At 60.3% G+C, this 23,810-nt stretch carries 8 protein-coding genes and 2 tRNA genes; 3 read left to right on the top strand and 7 right to left on the bottom strand.

The window, feature by feature from the left end:
• The 4 genes from ABDB84_RS10475 to ABDB84_RS10460 form a co-directional block, all read right to left on the bottom strand.
• On the bottom strand, positions 1-15,056 hold a 15,056-nt coding region (locus tag ABDB84_RS10475; protein ID WP_345919671.1), incomplete at its 3' end, for a DUF4347 domain-containing protein.
• Entirely contained in the window at positions 15,053-16,234 is a 1,182-nt protein-coding gene (locus ABDB84_RS10470; RefSeq protein WP_345919670.1) for a TIGR03032 family protein, read from the bottom strand. The genes ABDB84_RS10475 and ABDB84_RS10470, both read right to left, overlap by 4 nt.
• Before the next feature lie 110 nt (positions 16,235-16,344).
• On the bottom strand, positions 16,345-17,133 hold the full coding sequence (locus ABDB84_RS10465) for an efflux RND transporter periplasmic adaptor subunit (RefSeq protein ID WP_345919669.1): 789 nt from the start codon (positions 17,131-17,133) through the stop codon (positions 16,345-16,347).
• Between the two features lie 7 nt (positions 17,134-17,140).
• Positions 17,141-18,541 (bottom strand): TolC family protein, encoded by a 1,401-nt coding sequence (locus ABDB84_RS10460; RefSeq protein ID WP_345919668.1) that lies wholly within the window; start codon positions 18,539-18,541, stop codon positions 17,141-17,143.
• Positions 18,542-18,599: 58 nt separating this feature from the next.
• Here ABDB84_RS10460 and ABDB84_RS10455 point away from each other — a divergent pair, with 58 nt between their 5' ends.
• Positions 18,600-18,857: a hypothetical protein gene (locus ABDB84_RS10455; RefSeq protein ID WP_345919667.1), complete on the top strand. Its 258-nt coding sequence runs from the start codon at positions 18,600-18,602 to the stop codon at positions 18,855-18,857.
• Between the two features lie 411 nt (positions 18,858-19,268).
• Here the strand turns inward: ABDB84_RS10455 and ABDB84_RS10450 are convergent.
• The 3 genes from ABDB84_RS10450 to ABDB84_RS10440 form a co-directional block, all read right to left on the bottom strand.
• A tRNA-Lys gene (locus ABDB84_RS10450) sits at positions 19,269-19,344 on the bottom strand.
• A 71-nt stretch (positions 19,345-19,415) separates the two neighbouring features.
• Positions 19,416-19,491, bottom strand: a tRNA-Lys gene (locus ABDB84_RS10445).
• Between the two features lie 81 nt (positions 19,492-19,572).
• A complete protein-coding gene (locus ABDB84_RS10440; protein ID WP_345919666.1) occupies positions 19,573-20,508 on the bottom strand; it encodes a hypothetical protein in 936 nt (311 codons plus the stop codon).
• A gap of 180 nt (positions 20,509-20,688) precedes the next feature.
• Here ABDB84_RS10440 and glyQ point away from each other — a divergent pair, with 180 nt between their 5' ends.
• Positions 20,689-21,630: a glycine--tRNA ligase subunit alpha gene (gene glyQ / locus ABDB84_RS10435; RefSeq protein ID WP_345919665.1), complete on the top strand. Its 942-nt coding sequence runs from the start codon at positions 20,689-20,691 to the stop codon at positions 21,628-21,630.
• A gap of 3 nt (positions 21,631-21,633) precedes the next feature.
• Positions 21,634-23,796 carry a glycine--tRNA ligase subunit beta gene (gene glyS / locus ABDB84_RS10430; RefSeq protein ID WP_345919664.1) on the top strand — a complete coding sequence of 721 codons (2,163 nt, stop codon included), beginning with the start codon at positions 21,634-21,636 and terminating at the stop codon, positions 23,794-23,796.
• The last annotated feature ends 14 nt before the right edge of the window (positions 23,797-23,810 follow it).

Raw genomic sequence — 23,810 nt, 5'->3', positions numbered from 1 at the left:
GTGCCACCATTTCCATCGCTCACCGTGACCGTGAAGGAATCGGTCGTGTTCGCCGTCAGCGCATTGATCGCTGTGGCATTCGGCGTGTAGGTGTAGGCGCCCGTACTCGTGTTGACGCTCAGGCTGCCATAGGTCCCCGCCAGCGTGCTCACGCCGGCACTGACCGTGCCGCCCTGGATGCCGTAGCTCAGCGTCTGGCCCGCGTCACGGTCCGTACCGGCCAGCGTGCCCGTGTCATTGCTGAAGCTGTCGTTGGCCGAGGTGTCGGTGTAGCTCGCCGCCGTCGGCGTGCTGAGTGCCGGCGTGTCGTTCGCGGCGATCAGGTTCACCGTGTAGGTCGCGGTATTGCTGCCACCGTTGCCGTCACTGACCGTCACGGTGAAGGTATCGGTGGTGTTCGCCGTCAGTGCATTGATCGCCGTCGCGTTCGGCGTGTAGGTGTAGGCGCCCGTACTCGTGTTGACGCTCAGGCTGCCATAGGTCCCCGCCAGCGTGCTCACGCCGCTGGCAACACTGCCACCCGTGATGCCATACGTCAGCGTCTGACCCGAATCGCGATCCGTAGCGGCCAGCGTGCCCGTGTCATTGCTGAACGTGTCATTGACCGAGGTGTCGGTGTAGCTTGCTGCTGTCGGCGTCACCAGGGTCGGCGTGTCGTTGGCCGCCGTCAGGTTCACCGTGTAGGTCGCGGTATTGCTGCCACCATTACCGTCACTGACCGTGACCGTGAAGCTGTCGGTCGTGTTGGCCGTCAGCGCATTGATCGCTGTGGCATTCGGCGTGTAGGTGTAGGCGCCCGTACTCGTGTTGACGCTCAGGCTGCCATAGGTCCCCGCCAGCGTGCTCACGCCGGCACTGACCGTGCCGCCCTGGATGCCGTAGCTCAGCGTCTGGCCCGCGTCACGGTCCGTACCGGCCAGCGTGCCCGTGTCATTGCTGAAGCTGTCGTTGGCCGAGGTGTCGGTGTAGCTCGCCGCCGTCGGCGTGCTGAGTGCCGGCGTGTCGTTCGCGGCGGTCAGGTTCACCGTGTAGGTCGCGGTGTTCGTGCCGCCATTTCCATCGCTCACCGTGACCGTGAAGCTGTCGGTTGCGTTGGCCGTCAGCGCGTTAATTGCCGCGGCATTCGGCGTGTAGGTGTAAGCGCCCGTACTCGTGTTGACGCTCAGGCTGCCATAGGTGCCAGCCAGCGTGCTCACGCCGGCACTGACCGTGCCGCCCTGGAGGCCGTAGCTCAGGGTCTGACCCGAATCGCGATCCGTAGCGGTCAGCGTGCCCGTGTCATTGCTGAAGCTGTCGTTGGCCGAGGTGTCGGTGTAGCTGGCGGCTGTCGGCGTGCTGAGTGCCGGCGTGTCGTTGGCCGCCGTCAGGTTCACCGTGTAGGTCGCGGTGTTGCTGCCACCGTTGCCGTCACTCACCGTCACGGTGAAGGTATCGGTGGTGTTCGCCGTCAGTGCATTGATCGCCGTCGCGTTCGGCGTGTAGGTGTAGGCGCCCGTACTCGTGTTGACGCTCAGGCTGCCATAGGTCCCCGCCAGCGTGCTCACGCCGCTGGCAACACTGCCACCCGTGATGCCATACGTCAGCGTCTGGCCCGAATCGCGATCCGTAGCGGCCAGCGTACCCGTGTCATTGCTGAACGTGTCATTGGCCGAGGTATCGGTGTAGCTCGCCGCCGTCGGCGTGCTGAGTGCCGGCGTGTCGTTCGCGGCGGTCAGGTTCACCGTGTAGGTCGCGGTGTTCGTGCCGCCATTTCCATCGCTCACCGTGACCGTGAAGCTGTCGGTTGCGTTGGCCGTCAGCGCGTTAATTGCCGCGGCATTCGGCGTGTAGGTGTAAGCGCCCGTACTCGTGTTGACGCTCAGGCTGCCATAGGTGCCAGCCAGCGTGCTCACGCCGGCACTGACCGTGCCGCCCTGGAGGCCGTAGCTCAGGGTCTGACCCGAATCGCGATCCGTAGCGGCCAGCGTGCCGCTGTCATTGCTGAACGTGTCACTCGCCGAGGTGTCTGTGTAGCTCGCCGCCGTCGGCGTAGCGAGCGTCGGTGTATCGTTAGCGGCGGTCAGGTTCACCGTGTAGGTCGCGGTGTTCGTGCCACCATTTCCATCGCTCACCGTGACCGTGAAGCTGTCGGTTGTGTTGGCCGTCAGCGCATTGATCGCTGTGGCATTCGGCGTGTAGGTGTAGGCGCCCGTACTCGTGTTGACGCTCAGGCTGCCATAGGTGCCCGCCAGCGTGCTCACGCCGCTGGCAACACTGCCACCCGTGATGCCATACGTCAGGATCTGGCCCGAATCGCGATCCGTAGCGGCCAGCGTGCCCGTGTCATTGCTGAACGTGTCATTGGCCGAGGTGTCGGTGTAGCTCGCCGCCGTCGGCGTGCTCAGTGTTGGCGTGTCGTTCGCGGCCGTCACATTGACAGTGAGCGTCGCGCTACTGGTCAGCGGCGATGCATTACTGTCGGTGGCAGACACCGTGAAGCTTTCGGAAACATTGCTCGTCAGCGCATTGATCACGCTTGAGCTGGGCACGTACGCATACTTGCCCTTGTCTGCGCCAGTGCTCACCAGATAGAGCGTGCCGTAAGTCCCCGCCTTCGAGAGATCGTAAGTCACGCCGCCAATGAGCATCGTGCCGCCCGTGGTCGCGCCGCTCAGCCCGTAGGAGGCAATCCCATCGACATCGGTGGCCCCGAGACTTCCACTTTGATTGCTCAGCGTGTCATCGGCAGCCGTATCGACCACAGTCAATGTCGGGCCGGTCAAGGCCGGTGCCGCCGCATTTTCCACGGCATCCAGAACATTGATCGTCACCGTCTCGCTGCTGGATGTATTGCCTGCCGCATCCGTCGCGGTCACGCCGAGGTTAAAGGCGTTCGGACTGGTTTCATAATCGCGCGACGCCGCGCCACTCGCCGCACCAGCCGTTGTCAGCGTGATCACCCCGTTGGCGTCGATGGCGAAGAAGCCATCCGTATTGCCGCTGGTAATGGCGTAACTCACCACACCATTGGTATCGGATGCGCGCACCTGGCCGATGACAAAACCTGCCGTCATATTTTCCGGCAGGTTAAAGCCCTGACTGGCCGTCACCGTCGGATTGGTGGTATCCCGTGTGTAGACATCACCATTGGTAAAGCCGGTAGTAATGGCGTTACCCGCAATATCCGTAATCCCGGTACCGCTGGATTTGAGGTCGATGCTCAGCGTGCCCGAACCGGTCACGTTGCCGACCGTCACGGTGTAAGTACTGCCACTGCCGCTCACGGAGATATCCGAAGACCCATTGGTGGTGGACACACCCGTGGCGTCGAGCACGAAATCGTCCGCCGTCACCCCGGTCACTGACTCAGCGAAGCTGATCGTAAAGCTGACCGAACTGCCGTTTGTGACGGCTGCGCCGTTGCGGTTGATGGCGCTCACGGTCGGTGCCGTATTGTCGACCGTGTACAACTGCCCAACCAAGCCACCGCTGATGGCGTTGCCTGCCGTATCGACAATGCCGGTAGCACTGGATTTCAGGTCAAGCCCGAGGGTGCCGTTGCCACTCACGCCACTCACGGTCACCGTATAAACGCTGCCCGAAACCTGAGTCACGGTGGCGATGCTCGCACCACTCGTTGCTGTACCCGTCAGCGTGAAATCGTCGGTCGTCACGCCACTCACTGCTTCGCTGAAAGCAACGGTGAAACTGGCGGTCCCGGTACGCATCGGATTTGCGGATGCGCGAACGATGGCTACGCCGGTCGGCGCCGTCTTGTCGATGACGAAGGTTTCGCTGGCTCCCGCCGCCAGTGCGTTGCCAGAGGTGTCCTGGATCGTTCCCGTGCTCAAAGTCAGGACATACGTGCCGGCCGTCGTCGTCACACTGGACAAATCGAGGGTGTACAAGCTCCCCGAGCCGCCCACGGTCAAGCCGGAAATATCGACGGAATTGCCATCACGGGTCAGCGTGAAATTGCCGATACCCAGATTTTGTACCTGCTCGCTGAAGCGGATGCTCGCCGTACCCGCGTTGGTCGATGCAGGATCAGCCAGGTCGACGATGGTGACCGTCGGCGCCAGCACATCCGTGCTGCCCGTTGTGAAGTTCAGCGTGCTGGTATCGCTGATCGCGGCAACACTACCCGCCGTGCTGCTGATCACGCCCGATGCAAACTGAACGGCATACTGGTTCACACTCAGCAGATCCGTTGTGGGATTAATCGTGACGGTACTGCCGCTGATCGTCACCTGATTGCTGGTCACATCAATCGTGCGGGTATCCGCCCCCGCACCGGTAATGTCGTACAGCACGATATTGCCAGTACCTGCAACAACATTGCCATTAAAAGTCAGCACGATGTTGCTGCTTGAAGCGACACCCGTTGCATTGTCAACCGGACTAGCAGACGTCAGGGAGGGTGGTAGAGACAACACCAGATCATTACCCGTGCCACCGGCATAACTCAGGCTTGTTGCCACGCCATTGACGGTCACCGCAGCACCTTCTGCCAAACTGTTGAAGGTGCCGGTGAAGGTATCTATCAGATCATTTTTGATCAGAGTAATGGTGCTACCACCGGGGATGGTGTAGTTGTTGGTGGTGCTGACCGACAAATTGGCACCGGATACAGCCACAGCACCCGTGATATCAAGTTGGTCGTAACCCGTGCCGGCGGTGTTGCCATTAACCTGCATCGCCAAATTTGAGCCGGATGCCAAGGTTAAGCCACCGCCCAAGGTCAGTTTGCCGACACCCGCAACGCCGGGAGCCAGCGTTGCACCACTATCGACGGTGACGGCCCCCGCGATGGAACCGGTGCCACCCAGCGTACCGCTGGAAACAATCGTCGTCCCAGTGCGAGAATCCGTGCCGTTGATATTGACGGTACCACTGCCCACTTTGGTCAGGGCGAAGTTACCGGTGATATTGCCGGTCAAGGTCAGGGAATCCGCTGCGTTGTACGCGCCAATATAGGTATTGCCTGCCAAAGTGATAGCGCCGCTCACGGTCGCAGAACCGCTACCCTCATTGATTTTCAGTGCACCAAACTGACCGCTACCAATCCCGATACCGCTAAGGGTCAAGTCTTCAGCGATGGTCAGGCCATTACCGATGCGCAGGGTGGCACCGCTAGCCACGGTGGTTTTTCCGGTACTGTTCCCCAAGGCGTTGTTATGCGTGACGATGATCACGCCTTCACTCAAACTGATGTCGCCGGAGAAACTGGCGCTGTCGCCGCTCAGGGTCAACACGCCCGCGCCTGCTTTAGTCAAAGTTCCAGCGCCCGAAAAGATACTGGAGAGGGTAAGCCCCCCGGCATTGGACAGCGTAGCGTTAGCAGCAACCTCAATGCTATTGGCGAAGCTTGTAGCGCCACTGATGACCAGTGTGCCTCCGCCCAGCGTCACCGTGCCATAGCCAAGACTTTCACCCGTTGACGTGGCATTGAGTGTGCCGTTGTTGATCCTGACCCCGCCCTCAAAAGCATCATTGTTGTTGGACATCGTCATGCTGCCGCCACCTGCTTTGGTCAGCAGTCCATCACCGGCAACCACGTTGCTTAGCGTCAGGTGCCCACTCCCGCTTTGATTGAAGGTGGCGCCGCCGGTTTCAATCGCAAAGGTATTATTCAGGGTGAGCGTATTCGATAACGTGGTGAAAACTACACCACCGCTCAAGGTCACATTGCCTGTACCGAGATTGCTGGCAGCGCTGATCTCCAGCGAGCCCCCGCTCGCGCTGGTCGTCCAATCGCTACCGCTGTTGGTGCCAGAAAGGACCAGTTTGCCAGCGCCGGTTTTACTGAGCTCGCCATCGCCGGAAATTGTTGACGAAATCGTCGCCGTATCGCTGCTGCCATTGGTGATGGTCAACCTCGCACCGGTTCCAAGGGCGATCGAACTGCCGGCAATTGTTACGCTTGATGCAGCATCCGTGTTAATGGTCAGATTTTCAGCAATCGACAACGCAGAACCCAGGGTAATGGTCTGACCGTTCAGCGCACTGCTCAACACAATGGTTTGGCTACCGCTGGTATCGGCCAGGGCAATGGCCACCGCTTCGCGCAAGCCCACGCCATCCGCCGCCGCAATCGTCCCGGTATCCGAGGTGTTGGTGACGTAGATGGTGTCGCTGGTCACCGTCATATCAGCCGTGGTGCTGGAGCCGCCGCCGTCGGCCAGGGTAAAGCGGATCGTTGCATCCCCCGCCGGCGTGTCGTTGCGATAGGTCACCCGTTGCATCACATCCTGAACCAACGCCTTGCTGGCATCCACACCCGAATTGGCAAAGCTGATCGTCAACACGCCGCCAGTGGTCGTGAACGTGGCAAAGGTGTTGCCGCCGGACTGCAGGTTCGATCCGCTGACGGTAAAGCTGGCGCCGGTGGTGTTGAAGCCGAACACATCGTTGGCCGTGGCATCGGCGCTACCGCCGGTCACGCGGTTCACCGTCAGGCTGGCACCGTTCCAGTTCGTGGCATCGTTCTCCGTGTCGGCGATCGTCAGTGCCGTGCCGCTGTCCAAGTTCACCGTCTGGCCTACGCCTGCCCAGGCGACGCTGTCGCCAGCCAGGTTGGCAATGGTCGGCGCGGTGTCGTCATCGACGATGGTGACGGTGACCTGCTGGGAGCCACTCTCGGTGGCACCACCTCCGCCGCTCACGCTGGCAATATCGATGATCACCGTTTCATCGGCTTCGTCGAGCGTGTCCTGCACCGCCGTAATCGTTGCCGTTCCCGTCGTCTGACCGGCCAGAATGGTGATGGTGTTGCTCGACAAGGTGTAGTCGGTACCGCTACCGGTCGCCGTGCCGCTCGCACTTAGCGTGATGACGGTGTCGGTGCTGGCGACAGCACTCAGGGTGGCGGTGACGGTCGCTGTTCCAGCCGCCTCGGCCACGGCGCTTTGATCAACCGCCAGGCTGACCGTGGGTGCAGCACCTTGCGCCGACGGAACGGTGATGGCCGTCGCGGCATTGATGACAAAGTTGTCCAAATAGCCACTGAGCGAGCTTCCAGCGCCACTGAGTCCGGTGATCCGCACTTCATCCACGTTGGTGAACTCGTACGAGAGCACGACCGTCATTCTCTGCGTGCCTGTGCTCAATACCGTGGCGTCGATATCCTGCGTCGCAACCACGGCGCCATCCCGCATGCCCACCACAGAGAATGCCGATGTGTTTCCATTGTAGTCATACCAGTCGAAGCTGAGAAACTCAAAATTCCCACCCGAGCTGGAAGCGATGGCCAAGGATTTAGGGGAGGTCCAATTTGAGTCCAGCGTGAAGCTGACTGTCGCGCCGATGTCCGTGGTGCCGTCCATCATGAGCGAAGTGGCGGAGTAGCTGGCCCCATACGCGTTGGCGTCATAGGCCAAGGCCAGGCTGGCAAAGGCGGTAGACTCCGGGTCGTCGGTGAGCTTGAAGCTCAAATCACCGACCGAAGAGCCCGTGGGCAGCGTGAACGCACCGACGTAGGTGCCGTCATCGGGCAAGCCGCTCGGTTTGGTGTCGAAACCCAGAACCTGATACTCGTTCAGGCTGTGCGAGTTATCAACGTCCAGCAGCCGAATGGTGGTGGATGCGTAATCTGGATAATGTGCGCTGCTTTCGCCGTCGCCCGATACCTTGAACGAAATCACGCGTGTGCCGTACAAGTTATTGCCAGTGGCAGACGTTGAAAACGTCACGGTTCTTAGCGCGCTCTGGAAATCAGCGTCTGTTGTGCTGGAAGTGCCGGTGAGCGTCAAAACACCTGTTGCGCTGTCATAGCTGCCAGTGATGGAAGCCGTGTTGGTGAAGTGCAGTTGATCGCCAGCCTTGAAACCCAGGATGCTGACCGAGGCCGACGACACCAGCGCATCGTCCAGATGCGACACCACCAAATCGGGGTTCGCCGTGATGTGATTCGCCGTGTTTGAAAAGTCGGTGTCGATATCAACGACGTGCTGGTTTCCACCGCCACTGACCACGGGCGCCAAGTCGGTGGTGAACAGTTGGAACGCGATGGTTGTATCTGAGTACTGATATGCTGTGCTCGCGTCCTCGATCACTACACCGAGGGCGCTCACGGTATTGGTGCTGGCGTCAAGCTTGTAGAGTTTGACAACAGTGTCTGCCGCACTTTGGGCTGCAAAATAAACATTGTTGCCGTCGACAATGCCTCCACGCCCCCAGCCATTGTTGAGCACCCATTTCAAATCAAGATTGGTGATCTTGGTGGCGCTGTTGGTGCTGTTGAATTTGTACAACTCCACCTGATTGACTGAGGAATCAGGGGAGAAGAAGTACAAACTGCCATTCGCAATAAAAATGCCTGTGCTGGGGTTGCTTGTGACAGAGGCCGTCGAGTCGTATTCCTTGGTGATGGCGTTGGTGCTGGTGTTGAGCGAATAGAGCGCAGCGTTGGACGAATTGCCGCCGCCTGTGGAATCTACGGCCGTAAAGTATACTTTACCCCCCAACACGGTCAGGTTTGTGATGTAGTTGTTTCCGGTTCCCAGTCCGGGGATCTGCACAAGCTGGGTTGAGTTGTTGCTTGTGTCGTAGATCAGGATGTCGCTGAGTGCATACCCATCGTTTGAAATGGCCGCATAAATTTTGCTGCCCACAACCACTGCATCGCCAAATCGACTGGATGCCTGCGGGTAAGTAAAAACCGTAGTCGTGCGAGTCGCGATGTCATAGGTAACGATTTTGGCGGCGCTTGGGCTATATCCATCGCTTCCGCCAAAATACAGCTTCCCATTGATCTCAAAGATTTGATCTGAATCACTGATGTCGACGCCACCCGCAAGCGTGGTTTCCTGGGTCAATGTGCCGCTGGTGATGCTGTATTTGAAAAGCTGCCAGTCGGCGGCGCCAGAAACTCTTGCTCTGAAGAAAATTGCATCGCCAACGACGATAGTGGCCTTCGGCGTCAGTTGATATTGCGTTTCGGAGAATTCGACCAGCTTCTCAACCGTGACCCCATCGGTGCGTCCGAAAAATGCAACGCCGTTGTACGCGTTGCTGACATCGAAAGCGCCATACACATACCCGCCCACGGTGACGGTTTCTCCGCGCAAGCCAGTGGACCCGATGGAGCCCTCCAGGGCCAGACCCAAGCTGGCGCCGCCTGGGCGGTTGGCATCGTAGGCGTAGGTTTCAGACACCCCATTGGCGTCGATGTGCGTGACCAACAGAACGCTGTGTTGGCTCATCACCCCCTCAAACCCGGTCGCCTCGATACTGCTTGCTTCAATGCTGCCGACGTCGCGCTCCAGCTCCCAATCCCCACCCAACCAGCTCGCTCCGGTCAGGTCGTCAGACGCCGCCACATCAGCCCCAGTGGCCGCAGCCAAGGCGTTGATGAAGCTGGTGCCTGCGTCGCCCTGGGCCACATCGCAGCCGTAGATCAGGAAGTCACCCGTCTCGGTCAGTGCGCTGCCCCAGGCCGCCAGCATGTCGGCTTGGCTGGCCAGCGTGGCTGAAGAAATGGTTTCCGCACCCAGGTAAATCGCCCCCGCACTGCCGTGCGAGATCAGGTGCACGGCACTCAAGCCGCTGTACTGCGCCAGGATGCTGCTGATCTGGGCGGTGGCGCTGGTTTTGGCGTCCAGCAGCCACACATCCACGCCGGCGCGGATGTTGGCGGCAATCTGCTCGGCCAGGCCCGGCACGCGGCTGTCGATGATCACCACTTCAGTGGCTGTGCCATCAGCATCCACCAACTGCAGCATGCCGTCGCGGTTGGCACCAATCAGGGCGTCCAGCGCGGCTTGGTCGAGCGCGCCTTCATTCAACAACGTGCCGCCGATGGTGTAGGCCTCGCCGGCCGTGAAGCTGGTGCTGCCGGTCTGGTTGAGGCTGTCGCTGACAGACCCGGTGTAGCTCAGGCCCAGGGTCTTGCCCACACTGTCGTTCACGCCGGCCACGGTGACCTGGATCACCTTGCCATCGGCGCTGCTGACGCTGACCGCGCCGTGCGCTGCGTCGCCCGTGACGGTGAAGTCGCTGGCCGAAATGCCGCTGACCGCTTCGCTGAATTCAACGGTGAACACGGCACTGGTCGACGTGCTGGCGGCAATCTGGTTGACGCCGGCACGCGTAATGGCCGTGACGGTCGGTGCCGTGGTGTCGACGGTATAGGTTTCGCTGAGGCTGGGGAGCACGCCGGCAAAGGCATTGCTGCCGACATCCGCAATATTCTGGGTGCCGGCATAGCTCAGGCCGAGCGTGCCGTTGCCGGCGACGCTATTGACGGTCACCGTATAAGCACTGCCCGAACCGCTGACCGAGGCAATGGTGCCGCTGGCCGTGCCGGTCAGCACGAAATCATCGGCCGTGACATTGCTCACCGTTTCGCTGAACACCACGTCGAAGCTCAGGGTACCGCCCGTCGTCACCTCGGCGCTGTTGCGCAGGATGGACACTGCAGTCGGCGCCGTGGCGTCGATGGTGTAGCTCTCGCTGATTGAGGTGCTCGGCGTGGTCGCCACCAGGCTGTTGCCCGCTGCATCGGTAATCGTCGGCGTGCTGGCAAGGGCAAGCCCGAGGCTGCCGCTACCCGTAATGCCGCTGACCGTGACAATAATGGCCGGCGAACCATCGCCGCTGACCGCAGAGATCGTGCCGCTGGCGCTGCCCGTCAAGGCGAAGTCGGCGGCTGTCAGGCCTGTCACCGGCTCGCTGAAGACGGCGATGAACTGCACGCTGCTCGCATTGGTGATGCCGCTGTCGGACGTCAGGCGCGTCAGGGACAACAGCGTCGGTGCCGTGCGGTCCACGTTGTAGACCTCGTCGTCGGCCGGATCACCGTTGGCCAGGGCATTGCCGGCGATGTCGGTGATGTTCTGGGTGTTCTTGAAATTGAGGCCCAGCGTGCCCGTTCCCGTCACGCTGCTGACGGTCACGGTCAGGGTGTCGGTGCCAGAGCCACTCACGGCGGTGATGCTGCCGCTGGCGTCACCCGTGCTCGAGAGTTCGAAGTCCGCCGTGTCGGCGGCAGTGACGGCCTCGTTGAACTTGACGGTGTAGGTCAGCGTGGTGGCATTGGTGTTCTCGCCCGCCGTGCGCTGGATGTACTGAACCACAGGCGCTGCAGAATCGGTCGCGCCGGTGGTGAAGTTGAAGCTGGTGTTGTTGCTGATGCCGGCAAAGGCGTTGTTGGCCGTGTCCTGGATGGCCGTTGTCGCGATCTGCACCGCGTACTGCGTGGCCTCGGCCAGATTGGCAAACGGGTTGAGCGTCAGGGTGCTGCCAGAGATGCTGGCCGACCCACCCGCACTGCCCACACCGGTGGCGATGTTGAAGGTTTCGACGGTGGCGCCCGTCGTCACATTGATCAGGGTGATGTTGCCGGTGCCGGCCGCGATGTTTTCATTGAAGACCAGCGCGATATTGGCTGATGGCGCAATGGAGAGCGCATCGTCAGCCGGTGTCGAGCCGGCGGCATTCAGCAGCGGCGCCACATCGTCCGTGACGGTGATGGTCACCGCTTCTTCGTAGCTCAGGTTGCCGGTGCCGTTGTCGGTGGCGCGCAGGCGCAGGTGATAGGTCCCGGCAGTCAAAGCCGAAGAGCCAATCTGCAACGAGGTGCCGCTGATCGTGAACGAGGCGTTGTCGGTATCACCCGTGCCGCTCACCAGGGTGTAGGTCAGGGTGTTGTTTTCCGCATCGGTGCCAGACAAGGTCGCGACCGTGGCATTGGCCACTGCGGCCGACTGGGCCACCGAACTCGCGCTCAGCGCGATGTCGGTTGGGCTGTCGTTGGCACCCGTCAAATTGACGGTGAAAGTCGCCGTATTCGTGCCGCCGTTGCCGTCACTGACCGTGACCGTGAAGGTGTCGGTGGCGTTGGCGCTCAGGGCATTCACCGCCGTGCGTGTGGGCGTGTAGGTGTAGGCACCGGTGGTCGTGTCCAGGCTCAGGATGCCGTAGCTGCCCATCTTGATGCTGGTGCCCACGCTGACTTGGCCGCCGCTGATGCCGTAGACCAGCGTCTGGCCCGAGTCGCGGTCGGCGCCGGCCAGCGTGCCGGTGGTGCTGGTGAAGCTGTCGTTGGCGGCAGTGTCGGTGTAGCTGGCCGCCGTGGGTGTTGTGAGCGTCGGCGTGTCGTTAGCGGCGGTGATGCTGACCGTGAAGGTAGCTGTCCCCGTAGAAGATGCATCCGCCGCGGTTACGGTGAAGGTTTCACTGGTATTGGCCGTGCGCCCTTCAATAGCGCTGGTGCTGGGCGTATAGGTATAGGCGCCCGTCGTTGTATTGACACTCAAAGTGCCATAGGTGCCAGCCTTGGTGCTGACACCTGCGTTGACCGTACCGCCAGAAATGCCGTAGGTGATGGTGTCATTGTCGCCATCCACGGCCGAGAGCGTGCCGGTGGTGTTGGAGAAGCTATCCGCTTCGCTGGTGTCGGTATAGGTCGCCGTCGTTGGTGTGCTCAGCACCGGTGTCTGATTGGTCGCGACACGAACGCCCGTCGTGCTGGCCACCGAATTCAGCGTGAGCGTGGCGTCATTGCCGGCAGTATCTTTGATCGTGCCGCCGTTCACGTCCAGGCTGCTGGCCAGGGTAACGCCGTCGCTGTCGTTGTCACCGGTTTGCGTGGTGTAACGGAACAACAGCGCCGTCGAGCCGCTGCCCGACACATAAGTGGCGTAGCGCGTGGTACTGCCCACGGTCAGCGCGATGCGCGGTGTGCCGCCCGTGGTGTTCACGGTCACGGTCTCGCCGAAATTGACCGTGAAGTCCAGATCGGCGCTGGCGCCATAGGTGCTATTGGCGGGCACACTGACCGAGGTGGTGGCCGGGGCGATGCCGTCGATGACGATGGCCTTGTTGGCACCCAGCGAGGTTGCAGCACCCGGCGTAGCGAGGGTCAGCGTGGCGGCCGTGCCGCCCGAAGTCGCCACGATGCTGCCGCTGTTCAGCGCAAGGGCCGCAGTGCTGGCGTAGTCCAGGTCGCTGGAGGTGTCTCCCGCCTGCACCGTGTAAGTGAAACTCAGCGTGCTGCTGCCACTGCCGCTGGCGTAGTTCAGCACGCGGTCGGTCGTGCCGGTCTCCAGAGTCAGTTGCGGCGTGCCCGTCACCGTCACCGCTTCGGAAAACGCCACTTGCACCGTGATGACATCGCCCACTTTGTAGGTGGCGTTCGATGCGCTGGAGGTCACATTGCTGATCGTCGGCGCCACACCGCTGGCCGTGATCGCATTGCTCAGATCAGCCGTGTTGCTACCGGTGACCGGTCCATTCCAGTCGTCCAGTGCGGCCAAATTATAGGGCGAACCAGCGGACGAATTCGTGCCGTTGGCGTTCAACCTGGCATTCACTGCAGCCTTATCCGTACTGCCTAGCGTTACGGAGAAGGATGTCGATGAGGTGATTTCAACCTTGTTGGTATTACTGGTCAGCCAGTAGGTACCGCCCAGCCCCTCGACGCTGAGCTTGGTGACATCGATGTCGTTGGCGCTACCTGGCTGCTTGACGAAGTTGGTGCCGGTCACCGTCAACACACCGGTGCTGGCGTTATACGTTGACGAGGTGATGGTGGGCGTTTGAACGTTGGAAACGGTGATCGTATTACCCGTGGTATCTGCGTCCGTGGTGCGCGAGGTATCCCAGCTGGCCGCCCCTGCCAGATTGAAGGTGGTGGCGCTGCTTGCCGAGGCGGTGCCGGCCTTGTTCAGCAGGCCTTCAATATTGATCTGGTCGGTGGCGTTCAGCGTGATCGAGAAGCTGGTCGCGCTGCTTGCCGTGACGTTGGTGGTTTCCGTCAGGGTATAGGTATTGCCGCCCTCGCCGGTGATGGTCAGCTTGGTTTCATCGATGCTGTCACCCGTGGTCATGCCGCTGGCGGTGACGGTCAGCACATTGGTGCTGGCGTCGTACGTTGCGCTGGACAATGTAGGGCCTGAGGCACCACAAAGGTCCGGAAACATCGCGTTGAAAGCCGCAAGCGTGGTTGGCGGGTTGCTTGTGTAGCCGTTCTCGTACGACGCCCACATGTACTTGCCCACCCACGAGGAGTATCCTGAGGGTGCGGATGTCACCTTCATGTACGCCCCATCGTGATAAACCGTAGAGTTCCCGTTTTTGTCAAGGATCAAGAGGCCGGTACCAGATCCCGTCATTCTGTCGAAGGTAACAACGGTATTGCTCAGCGTACAACCCAAACAATGGCTGATGTCCTGCATGCCCTGCAAGGTAAAGGGGAGCACGGTTTCAATATCGCCCGTGTGGTATTCCAGATCCCAGTCGCCACCCAAGGCCGTGGGGCCGGTGCGGTCGTCTGAGGCAGCAACGTCGACATCGTTACCGATGGCTTTGGCCAGGTCATCGATGAATTTCTGACCGTCGGCATTACCCGCCACCGAGCAGCCATACAGCATCAAATCGCCGCCGGGTTTCAGCGCGTCGCCGATCGCCTGCAGATAAGGTGAGGCCGCTTCAAGATCACCCGACCACAGGGCTTGCTGGCCCAACAAAATGGCGCCGGTGCGGCCTTCGGTGACGAGGTGTATCGCGTCCAGGTTCTGGTAACGCGACAGCACCTGGGCCAGCATTTCAATCTCGCCCATGCCGGACGAATCCGGCCGCAGGATGATGATGGGTATGCTGGGGTCGATGCCGGCGATGAGCGTCTGGTAATCGACCACCGTGCCGTCGACCACCACGATTTCGTGTACATCAGTCGTGGCCGTCGTCGACAACACAGCGAATGGGGCATCCACGGACTGCTTCTCGGTGCTGGTGGTCTTGGCCGCATCAGAGGCCGCAGCCGCGCTGCCACTGGCCTGTGCGGCAGCGGCTGCGTCGGCGGCATCGGCGTGGTCCACCGCGTCAGCCACCGCAGCACCGTCAAACATGAAGCGCTGTTCCAGCGCCAAAGGCATCATCAGCGAGCGCAAGGCGCTACGCGCTGGGCGCGCGGGCGCGAGTGTGCTCTCCAGCCCGGACATCAGGAGCGCCTGCTCGCTGCGCTCGGCACGCTTGCTCGACTTTGAAGACTTGCCACGCCCTTTGACGCACTCGGCCGCTGCCACATAGGTGCGGGTGATTTCGTTCCAGACGGTACGGTAGATGTGGTTCATCATTGCGCTCCTGCCTCAGCGGCGGGTGTGGCTTGGGGGAGTTTCAATTCAAGCGGGAATTCCGCAGTGTTTGGAATATTGAGCAGCACGCGGTGCTTGTCAGGCTCACTGAAACCCGGTGTATAGGGACGCTTGATTTCAGGCAGAAAGGCCACGTCATAGAGCTCGGTAATGCCTTCGATGGTCAGCCAGTGCTTGATCTTGCCGGTGCTCAGATCGACCACCAGCAGGCCGCAGCGCTGCTCGATGTGTTGCGATTCCAGGCGTTCCTTGATCGGCAAACCCGAGGCAAAGGTATTCGGGCGCAGGCGCGAGAGTGCGATCACCGCGTCATTGCCAATGATGGAGAGGCCACGGGCAAAGCCGGGGCATAGCAGGATGGGCTCAAACTTGCCAGTCGCCGGGTCCACATAGCCGAAATCGCCATTGCCGGAATTGAGCATCCACACCTTGCCATCGTGCCAGCGCGGCGAATGCGGCATGGCAAAACCCTCGGCGATGATTTCATTGGCCTGCACGTCGATGAGCACGCCGCCGCCATTTTTAGAGTCTCTCCAGGCGCCGGGTTCGTCGGTGCGGGCGCAGGCCGTCACATACGCCAACTGGCCATCCTTGGCGCCCATGCCATTGAGGTGGCAGCGGTCACCGAGACCAATGCTGCTGATGAAGGGCGGCTTCCAGACCGGTACGAAGTTGTAGTGGCCATCGATGCTGGCCACGCAGTTGAAGTTGGTATTAACGAACAAGAGCTCGTAATTGCGCCCAGCGTGCTGGGTTTGCGAGAGCAGATCATGGGTGTCGCAGGGGCCGAGGAAAATGCCCCAGCGCGGCATGAACACCGCATCAAACTCGGTGATGGCAGGCGCCTCTTCTGTGCCGGTATTGATTTTGCGCGGCCCAATGTTTGAAAAGCGCCAGGCCTGTTGTTGATTGCTGATCCACAGCTTGTCGTGGTCAACCGCCAGGCCCATGGCCGAGCCGACGATGCGCTCTTGCGCCACGGTCTTGCCCTGGTCGTCAGCCGACAGGAAAAACACCCGCGCACTTTGGTAGGTGCTGAACACCAAAGAGCCGCCTTGTGCCTTCAGCCATTCACCCAAACCGGGAGACGGCAGCAGTTGCGGGCGCGCGGCGGTTTTCTCTTCTTGGGCCTTGATGGACTTGAGGCCAACATCTGTCATTGCGGTTACTCCATTTTCTGTTTGGCCGTGGCGATCAGCTGTGCCACAGCTTCGGCGCTCAAGCTTTTTTGCTGTAATGGATCATGGGTTCAGACGCCTGCGGCAAAGCCTTATTTGCTTGCCCGCTCGGCCGGCACCATCAGCACCTGACCACTCATACCTGAGATCAACTCAGGAAATCTGCCGTCGATCATTGCATTCAGTTTGACCGACTGGCTGACCGGATCAACACGCGCCGCAATACGCTGCACCTTGGCTGGATAGGTCTTGCCGGTTTCGTCGATCTTCACCTGGAAGCCGCTACCCACTTTGAGCCAGGCCAGCCACTTGCTGGGCACGATGAATTCCAGTTCCAACGCGCTGTCATCGATGATTTCAAGCAGGGCCTGACCGGGCTGCACGTATTGCTGCTCTCGCACCTTCTGCTCTGCGATACGACCGCCAAAGGGTGCGGCGACGCTGCACTTGCCGAGCACGGCGTTATTCGCCGCGACTTCCGCCTGCGCCTTGAGCACTTCAGCTTCCGAGATATCCAGCTCAACCTTGCCAATCGAATTGAGATCCGCCAAGCGCTTGTTGGCCTGCCAGGTTTTATCTGCACCGGCCAAAGCGGCCTTGGCTTTGCTGAGCTGGGCCTGCTGCAAGGAGCAATCGAACTGGATCAGCACTTGCCCGGCCTTGAATGCGCCGCCCTCGGGAACGGGCAAACGATTGATCTTGGCGCCGATTTCCGCCGCCAAGGTGGTGAAACGACGCGGCGCCAACTGGGCACGGATTTCCCGCGTCTCCAGCGCACTGGCGGTCGCGGCCGGAGCAGGTGGGGTCTTGGGCAGCGATGTTTGTGCACTGGCCGCCCCTGCAGCCATCGCGATGCACACGACAAACAGATTCAAGCGCATGGGTCGCTCACCGGGCTGTGGCGGTAGCCGCCTGTTTGGCATCAGGCAATTCACCCAGCTGCCAGGCGGCCAGGGCCTTGGTGACGGCGGTCGTCAAATCGCCCAGCGAACTGTCGGCAGGCGCCTCGACGACCGGCTCCAAGCCCAGACTTGCCTGCAACTTGGAGGCAGCGGACTGCGCATTGGACAAGGCCTGATAACGGCGCAGCTGGGCCAGCACGTAGGAGGTGCTTTGCGATACGCGATCGAGCTTGCTTTGCTTTTCGGCCTCGGCCTGATTCTTGGAGTGCTCGGTCATGCGCGATTCGATCTTGGCGATTTCATCCGCACGCTCGAACTGCTGAATGGCATTGGCGTATTGCAGACGCGCGATATGCAGCTGGCTGAGTACGGCCATCTGCGTCACCAACCGTTTTTGGTCAGCCAGCGCAACGCCCGCTTCGCTCAGGCGCATCTGAGCCGGCGCGCTGAGCAGGTTGAACAGATTAAACGAGATCTGCAGCCCCGCTTCGTTCCAGCTCTGGTTGATCAGGTAGCTATCATCGCTCTGCTTCATCGCGTAACTGAACGACAGGCCGGGAAACAGCTTCAGCAAGGCACGACGCGTTTCCAGACTTGCGATACGGCTGTTGTACATGCCCTCGCGCAGGTCTGCATTGCGGATCAGTGCGTGCTCTTCCAGATTCCCGATGGGCTGCTGAAGCCAGGCCTTCTGTAGTTCCGCAGCAGGCGCCTGCACCTTGATGCTCGACGACAGCGGAACGTTGATCAGGCTGGCGAGCTCGGCCTTGGCCGTCGACAGCTCTTGCTGCACGGTTTCCAGCAGGCGGATGTTTTCCAGCACCTGACGCTGGAAGCGCAGCGGCTCCAGCGGGTTGCGCAGCCCCTCTCGTTCGATCTGGCGCGCGTCCTGCAGTGCAGATTCGGCATCGCGAATCCCCTGCGTCACCACCTCACTGAGCGACTGCGCCGCCACCACACGCCAGTAAGCCGTGCGCACATCCTGCACCAGCAGCTGCAGGGCTTTGCGCTTGCGTTCCTGCGCAATCAGCACACGGTCAGCATTCTGCTTGGCGGCGTAATAACTCTGGCCGAAATCGAGCAGGCTCCACGACAGACTCAGATCACTGGTCATTGCCGAACGACTGCTGGAAATGAAGGGATTTGCCAACGAAGGCGCGCCAGTCACCGAATCCTTGCTGCGGCTGATCTGGTCATTGTCCCGCTCGCGATAGCCTGCCGAGGCGACCAGCTTGGGCAGCAGATCATAGCTGCCGACATCCAGATTGCCCTGCGCCAGCGCCTCTTCCATGATCCGGTAACGCCGCTCGGCATTGAACTTGATCGCCCGAGCGATAGCCTCTTCCAGCGACAGGACCGCACCCAGCGGCGGAACATTCTTCTTCAAGGCTGCTCGGTCAGCCTCGACTATCTTGCTGATTTCAGCAGGCTGTAAGGTCTCCGGCTTGAGCGAAGCACACCCGGAAAGAAGCACAAGCCCCAATACGCCAGCGCCAAGCACAAAAGCGCCAGTAAAACGCTTCCCATCACTTTTTCTGTTCATGACTTCACCGACCCGTATGGTTTTTCATGCCAACCAGATATACCAGTTGCGCTTTAAATTAAGTGCTGGCTTTCTTGCTTGCATGGCTGTTTTGCAAACCCGATGCAAACCCGAAGCAAATTTTTTGATTCACAACAAACTCTATCGTCATCAACCATGAAGCACTCACGCCATAAACGGCATTTGCCCCTCAAATCTTGAGCTTTCATTACATTGATTTTATGCTAAAGACTTGTCTTTACCCATTTAGGCACTTGACAAATAGCACAAATCAAAGAACCAAAACCGCGCAATTCGCCACGCAAAAAGAAAGACCAGCCGAAACGCATAGCCTCAGCGCGAAAGACGCGTTCGAACACTAGGGGATACGATTGGAATAAAACTGCTTGGGCTTATGCCGGTGCTTTGCGCACCGGCAGTCATTGGCAAGCGGGCCGCGTCGGGAGCCGCTCTCTTGCGACAAAACAAGAATCTACGGAGATAAACTTGCCAGCGAAATGCGGCGCCGAAAATGCAAAAAGCCCGACTCAAATGAATCGGGCTTTTGCAAAGTGCGTCTGAACGCGAATTCTGGTGGGGGCAGTAGGATTCGAACCTACGACCTACTGATTAAGAGTCAGCTGCTCTACCAACTGAGCTATACCCCCGGGCACTGCACGTCTTGCGACGCTTTCACTACTTTCACCGCACGCTGCCGAGTCAATCACAGACCAAACCGTGGTGGGTCGGGCGAGACTCGAACTCGCGACCAACGGATTAAAAGTCCGCTGCTCTACCGACTGAGCTACCGACCCTTCTTGCTCGAATCTAGCGATTCAAGCCCGTTGATCCACACACAACATCGCGTGAATAAAATCTCGGTGAAGGGCAGTATTCTAGTCGGGCTTCGCGCGCGAGTCAACTTGTTTTGAACGATGCGGACGACCCAGCTCGCTGGCGAGGCTGTCCCACCAGGTGTGATCGTCCAGCGGCGGCGCCAGGGGTGAGAGTTGCGGGTTGCTCAGCTCGAAAACGCGGCGCCCCGACAGCGACACATCGGCCAGCACCAGCTTCTTGTAGGCGCGGTAGCGGCGCTCGAACTCGCCACTGGCGACCAGACGCCGCAAGCCATCCTCAATGCGCGCCGCCATCCGCTCGCCTGCAGCGGTGCGTGGCACAAAGAAATAGCGCGGCAGCGGGTAGTGCAGCATCAGATGCCGCTCGATGGCCAGACCCGGCACGGCATCCTTGTGCGTCTGCCATTCGGCGGCGATTTCATTGATGCCGCGTGAAAACAGCGCAAAGCGCCCGGCGCCGAGCATCTGGAACAAGCCTTCATAGTTGGGCGAGAGCTCCAGCTTGAAGCCATTGCCGGCGAGAATGCCGGCGTCCGTCCAGCTGGGCGACTGGCCGATGGAGAACTGCTTGAGCTCGTCCAGACTGCGCAGCTTGTCGAGCGCCGCCTGCTTGTCCGCCTTGATCAGCAGCAGGCGGTAACCGAGCAAGCCTTTGTCGAGCGGCAGGGGAATCGGCCGCAGGCGCGATTCCAGATCGCGATTGGTGGCGCGTGCGACGATGTTGACGCGGCCGTCGCCCTGCTCAAGCTCGGCCTCGGCGCGCGCGAAGCTCATCGCGCTGCGATAGGGCTTCAACACGTAGTCTCCATACTGCCGGCGATTGCTGCGCAGGGCTGCGTCGAGCAATTCCCAGTAATACGTATGGCGCCGATCCGTGGCCGACTCGGGCGGCGGATAGACGAACTCCATGGTTTCAGCCGCACGCGCGCAGCCCGCAGCAAGCGCGCAGAACAAGGCAAGCAGCAGGACTCTCAAGACAAGGCTCATAGCCACCCGAGGAATGGGCTTGAGCTCACCCGCAGCGCCGGAGACTGCACCCTGAACGCCGCACAAGGCCGATCCACACGGTTCAGACCAGGGAAAACCTGCGGCAAGCCTGCACTTGCCTGTAAAATCAGCGTCTTTGCTTTTTTCAGCACGTCTGAAAGTCTGACCATGAGCGCCACACCTACTTTCCAGGACATCATTCTGCGTCTGCAGAGCTATTGGGGCAGCCGGGGCTGCGCCCTGTTGCAACCCTATGACATGGAAGTCGGCGCCGGCACCAGCCACACCGCCACCTTCCTGCGCGCACTCGGCCCGGAGCCCTGGCGCGCCGCCTACGTACAACCTTCGCGCCGTCCCAAAGATGGCCGCTACGGCGAGAACCCCAACCGTCTGCAGCATTACTACCAGTTTCAGGTGGTACTCAAGCCGGCGCCGGACAATATTCTTGAGCTTTACCTCGGTTCGCTCGAAGCGCTGGGTTTCGACCTCAAGAAGAACGACGTGCGCTTCGTCGAGGACGATTGGGAGAATCCCACCCTCGGCGCCTGGGGTCTGGGTTGGGAAGTCTGGCTCAATGGCATGGAAGTGACGCAGTTCACCTACTTCCAGCAAGTCGGCGGCATCAACTGCAAGCCGATCACCGGCGAGATCACCTACGGTCTGGAACGTCTGGCAATGTACCTGCAAGGTGTCGAGAACGTCTTTGATCTGGTGTGGACCACCTGGGAAGAAAACGGTAGTACACGCGTTCTCAAGTACGGCGACGTGTTCCACCAGAACGAAGTCGAGCAATCGACCTACAACTTCGAGCACAGCGACGCCGACTTCCTGTTCACCGCCTTTGCCGCGCACGAGAAGCAGGCCAAGCACCTGATGACGGAACAGCTCGCCCTGCCCGCCTACGAGCAAGTGCTCAAGGCGGCGCACAGCTTCAACCTGCTCGACGCGCGCGGCGCCATCTCGGTAACCGAGCGCGCCGCCTACATCGGCCGCATCCGCGACCTCGCCCGCAGCGTGGCGCAGAGCTATTACGAATCCCGCGAACGCCTCGGCTTCCCGATGGCGCCGCGCGAATGGATCGCCCAGCTTCCGAAAAAGGAGGCTGCATAAATCATGACTACCCAGAATCTGCTCGTTGAACTCTTTGTTGAAGAACTGCCGCCCAAGGCTTTGAAAAAGCTGGGCGAAGCCTTCTCCTCCGTACTCGCCGACAGCCTCAAGGCACAAGGTCTGGCGCCGGCCGATGCCGCCGTCAGCGCCTACGCCTCGCCGCGCCGGCTTGCCGTGCACGTCTCCGGCGTCGCCGCGCAGGCAGCGGACAAGGCCGTGCAAGTCAAACTCATGCCGGTCAAGGTTGGTCTGGATGCTGACGGCAAGGCCACGCCGGCCCTGCTCAAGAAGCTCGGCGCGCTGGGCGCGGACGCCAGCGTGGTGCCGCAGCTCAAGCAGCAATCCGACGGCAAGGCCGATGTGCTGCTGCTCGACTCCATCGTCACCGGCGCCACGCTCGCCGACGGCCTGCAAAAGGCGCTCGATGAAGCGCTCGCCAAGCTGCCGATCCCCAAAGTCATGGGCTACCAGCTCAAGGATGGCTGGAGCACGGTGAACTTCGTGCGCCCGGCGCACAAGCTGGTCGCCTTGCACGGCGCCGACATCGTGCCGATTGCCACGCTGGGCCTCAGCGCAGGCCGTGAAACCCTGGGCCACCGCTTCGAGGCCAAAGTCAGTCCCGTTGTCATCCGCGATGCCGACAGCTATGCCGCGCAGCTGGCGGACGAAGGCGCGGTCATCGCCAGCTTCGCCGAGCGCCGCGCCGAGATCGTGCGCCAGCTCACGGCCGCCGCTGCGGTGGCAGGTCTCAAGCCGATTGAAGACGAAGCCCTGCTCGATGAAGTCACCGCCCTGGTCGAACGCCCCAACGTGCTGACCGGCCAGTTCGAGGCCGAATTCCTCGAAGTGCCGCAGGAATGCCTGATCCTGACCATGAAGGCGAACCAGAAGTACTTCCCGCTGCTCGATGCTGCAGGCAAGCTGACCAACAAATTCCTCATCGTCTCCAACATCTCGCCGGCCGACCCCAGCGCGGTGATCCAGGGCAATGAGCGCGTGGTGCGCCCGCGTCTGGCCGATGCCAAGTTCTTCTTCGACCAGGACCGCAAGAAGTCGCTGGAAGCGCGCGTTGCCGGGCTAGACAAAGTCGTCTATCACAACAAGCTGGGTTCGCAAGGTGATCGGGTTAAGCGCGTGCAAGCCATTGCGGAATTCGTCGCAGGAAAAATTGGCGCCGATACCCATTTGGCAGGGCGTGCCGCGCTCTTGGCGAAAACCGACCTACTGACAGACATGGTGGGCGAGTTCCCCGAGCTGCAAGGCATCATGGGCGGCTACTATGCGCGTCATGACAAAGAAGACGAACAGGTTGCAGATGCCATTGCCACGCAGTATTTGATTCGCCGTGAAGAAACCCAGGTCGCAACTAACCTTATTGCGGAAGCGCTCACCATCGCTGATCGCGCCGAAACGCTGGTAGGTATCTGGGGTATTGGCCTGATTCCGACCGGTGACAAAGATCCCTTTGCCTTGCGCAGGCACGCGCTTTCCATCATCAAATCTTTCGAGCTGATCGCTGCTTTAGGCGGTCCCTACGCCATACGCTGGGACAGGACCAATTCTGCTTTTGAGTTGAAGATCGAAGCTCTTTTGCAGGAAGCTTTTTCGCAGTTTCCTTCTGGGCTTCTACGCGCAGACACCGTCAATGAACTAGTGACGTTCATCTACGAGCGCTACGCCAATCAACTCGCCTCAACGTATGGCACCTCGACGGTTGAGTCGGTAACGCATGCTCTAGAAATTATTAAGCCAGCAGTGGTGTTGCAAGAGGTTGTACCGCGAGTAAAAGCAGTCGCTGAGTTCTTAAAACTACCTGAAGCGCCTGCGCTCATCGCAGCAAACAAACGCGTCTCAAATATCCTCAAGAAGTCTGACACGCATCTTCCCAGTGATATTGACCGAGACTTGCTAAAGGAAGAAGCCGAAATTTCGTTGAACAATGCACTTGGCGCATTGCAAATCGAAACCTTACGACTGCTTGATCAAAACGACTTCACGGGTGCGCTGCTGGCGCTGGCAACACTGAAAACGCCTGTCGATGCATTTTTCGATAAAGTCATGGTCAATGTTGAGGACGAAAGCATCAGAGCGAACAGACTCTTGCTGCTAACAGGGTTGCGGTTGGTTCTGAACCAAGTCGCTGACTTGTCCAAGCTTTCAGCTTGATGGCACTATGCGGA

Source organism: Uliginosibacterium sediminicola, assembly GCF_039631295.1.
GTDB lineage: Bacteria > Pseudomonadota > Gammaproteobacteria > Burkholderiales > Rhodocyclaceae > Viridibacterium > Viridibacterium sediminicola.
Note: the sequence above shows the minus strand (reverse complement) of the source record. Positions and strands in the feature narration are given on the sequence as shown.